Genomic DNA, 1,358 nt, shown 5'->3' with positions numbered 1-1,358 from the left:
TGCCGTTCCTGCTCAAGGGCAGCCAGGCGGTGGCGACCATCCCCGGCCATGCGGCCCAGGCCATCGCGCAGATGACCGGACTGAGGGAGCTGCCTTGCCCGCTGGCGCTGCCGCGTTACCCGGTGGAGCTGGGCTGGCGCACCCAGGCGCAACTGGATCCGTTGCTGCTCAAGGTGCGCGAGGCAATCGAGGCTTGTTTTACTTCGCCGCCATCAGGCGATTGACTTCACTGCGCACCATGTTCGAGAACTCCGGTGGTGACATGCCGTCCAGTTCTGCACGCACCCATTCGGCCCATTTGCCCTTGCGCTTGGCGCGTTCGCCAAACAGGCGGGCGGCCTCCCCCTTGGCCTTGCCCAGGTTGCTTTGCCAGAGGTCGTAGAGACGGGACTTTTCATCTTCCAGCGCGGCGCGCTCGGCGAGGGGCTTGTTGGCCAGATTGAAGCTCATGTTGAATTACCTGCTGCACAAATAGGTGACATCTTACACTGTAGGTTGAAATTTCCTGGCCTGGATTTCTCCTAAGCTGACCACAGGAAAAAAACTGCAACTTTTGCCCGCTTCAAACACTCCATTCTTCATCAAGCGCATTCATTGCCACATTCACCCGCAAGGAGTTAACCCAATGGCTCGCAAATCTGCCGCCCAAGCCGTCGAAGACCAAATCAAGGACCAAGCCTTCAGTGAACTGACCGCACTGATCGAAGAATCGGACAAGCTGCTCAAAAGCAGCGCGTCACTGGTGGGAGAAGAAGGTGAAACCCTGCGTGAACAGGTCGCCATCAAGCTCAAGCAGGCGCTGGACTCGGTGTCCAATGTGCGCGAGCGCAGCAAGCCGGTGGTGGATGCCACCGAAACCTATATCGGTGGCCACCCATGGCAGACCGTGGCGATTTCCGCCGGGTTTGGCCTGGTAGTCGGCCTGTTGCTGGGCCGCCGCAACTGATCTGATGCAACGGCTGCGCCCTCCCCGGGCGCAGCTCGCTTCAGGCCTGTGCCAACACCCGCAACCGACTCAATTCCTGCGTTTCGATCTCAATTCCGCCTGCCTGCGACTTCGCCCGTGTGCGATGGCGCCGATCTCCCGGTAAACGCCGCAACCCTGCCGCATGCATCTGTCGCACCAGCTCCTGGCTGCGCTCGGCGAAGCTCTGCCCGGCGGTCTTGCTCGGGTCGATCACGATCAGCAGTTGGCCGGTCCATGGGGTGCGGGCGCCGGGGTGATCGGACCAGTTGAACTCAAACGAGAAGTTACCGCCCGTGAGGGCCGCGGCCAGCAGCTCGACCATCATCGACAGGGCCGACCCCTTGTGCCCGCCAAACGGCAGCAGCGCGCCGCCTTCGAGGATCGCCCTGGG

The 1,358-nt window shown here is 61.7% G+C and carries 3 protein-coding genes and 1 pseudogene; 2 read left to right on the top strand and 2 right to left on the bottom strand.

Features of this window, described 5'->3' with window-relative positions; all coding sequences use genetic code 11:
• Positions 1 to 224, top strand: a pseudogene (locus tag HX846_RS36320) (LysR family transcriptional regulator); the annotation flags it as partial.
• Here the strand turns inward: HX846_RS36320 and HX846_RS36315 are convergent.
• Positions 199 to 450: a hypothetical protein gene (locus tag HX846_RS36315; RefSeq protein WP_003217960.1), complete on the bottom strand. Its 252-nt coding sequence runs from the start codon at positions 448 to 450 to the stop codon at positions 199 to 201. The pseudogene HX846_RS36320 and the gene HX846_RS36315 sit on opposite strands and share 26 nt — an antisense overlap.
• Positions 451 to 625: 175 nt before the next feature.
• Here HX846_RS36315 and HX846_RS36310 point away from each other — a divergent pair, with 175 nt between their 5' ends.
• Positions 626 to 946, top strand: coding sequence for a YqjD family protein (locus tag HX846_RS36310; protein ID WP_003217958.1), 321 nt, complete (start codon positions 626 to 628; stop codon positions 944 to 946).
• 40 nt (positions 947 to 986) lie between these two features.
• Here the strand turns inward: HX846_RS36310 and HX846_RS36305 are convergent.
• Positions 987 to 1,358 (bottom strand): Ldh family oxidoreductase (locus HX846_RS36305; RefSeq protein ID WP_178967357.1); only part of this gene is annotated, 372 nt, incomplete at its 5' end.

Origin of the sequence: Pseudomonas sp. K5002 (assembly GCF_013386655.1) — a bacterium.
Lineage (GTDB): Bacteria > Pseudomonadota > Gammaproteobacteria > Pseudomonadales > Pseudomonadaceae > Aquipseudomonas.
The sequence above is the reverse complement of the archived record's forward strand: the minus strand, read 5'-3'. Positions and strand labels throughout refer to the sequence as shown.